The organism is Pseudoalteromonas sp. MMG012 (assembly GCF_018100875.1).
Classification (GTDB): domain Bacteria; phylum Pseudomonadota; class Gammaproteobacteria; order Enterobacterales; family Alteromonadaceae; genus Pseudoalteromonas; species Pseudoalteromonas aurantia.
Genome location: NZ_JAGJEF010000259.1, coordinates 1 through 317, shown reverse-complemented (window position 1 = coordinate 317; position 317 = coordinate 1). Strand labels below are relative to the sequence as shown.

The 317-nt window shown below is 39.1% G+C and carries 1 protein-coding gene; it reads right to left on the bottom strand.

From position 1 onward, the window contains the following. The coding region (locus J8L97_RS23330; protein WP_247688794.1) for a transposase at nt 1-317 on the bottom strand (317 nt) is incomplete at both ends.

Sequence of the window (317 nt, the reverse complement as noted above, 5' to 3'; positions counted from 1 at the left end):
ACCCAATCTCTTGAGCACATCTTTCTAACTCTTTCAGGAACTGAAATGAATTTGTTCCATGCTTTTGAAACTTGCTCAACAATATCTTCATAACCCTTAAATGTACGATTGGATAAACAGTGCTGACGGAGCCAACTCCAAACTTGTTCTATTGGATTTAATTCAGGTGAATATGGTGGTAGTTTGATTAGCGTGACATTATTAAAAGGCTGAACGGTATCGAATGTATGCCAACCAGCACCATCCATAATAACAACTGCATGCCTTCCGAGTTCGGTAGCTTTCGATATTTGTTCCATATGTAGTGTCATCGCTTC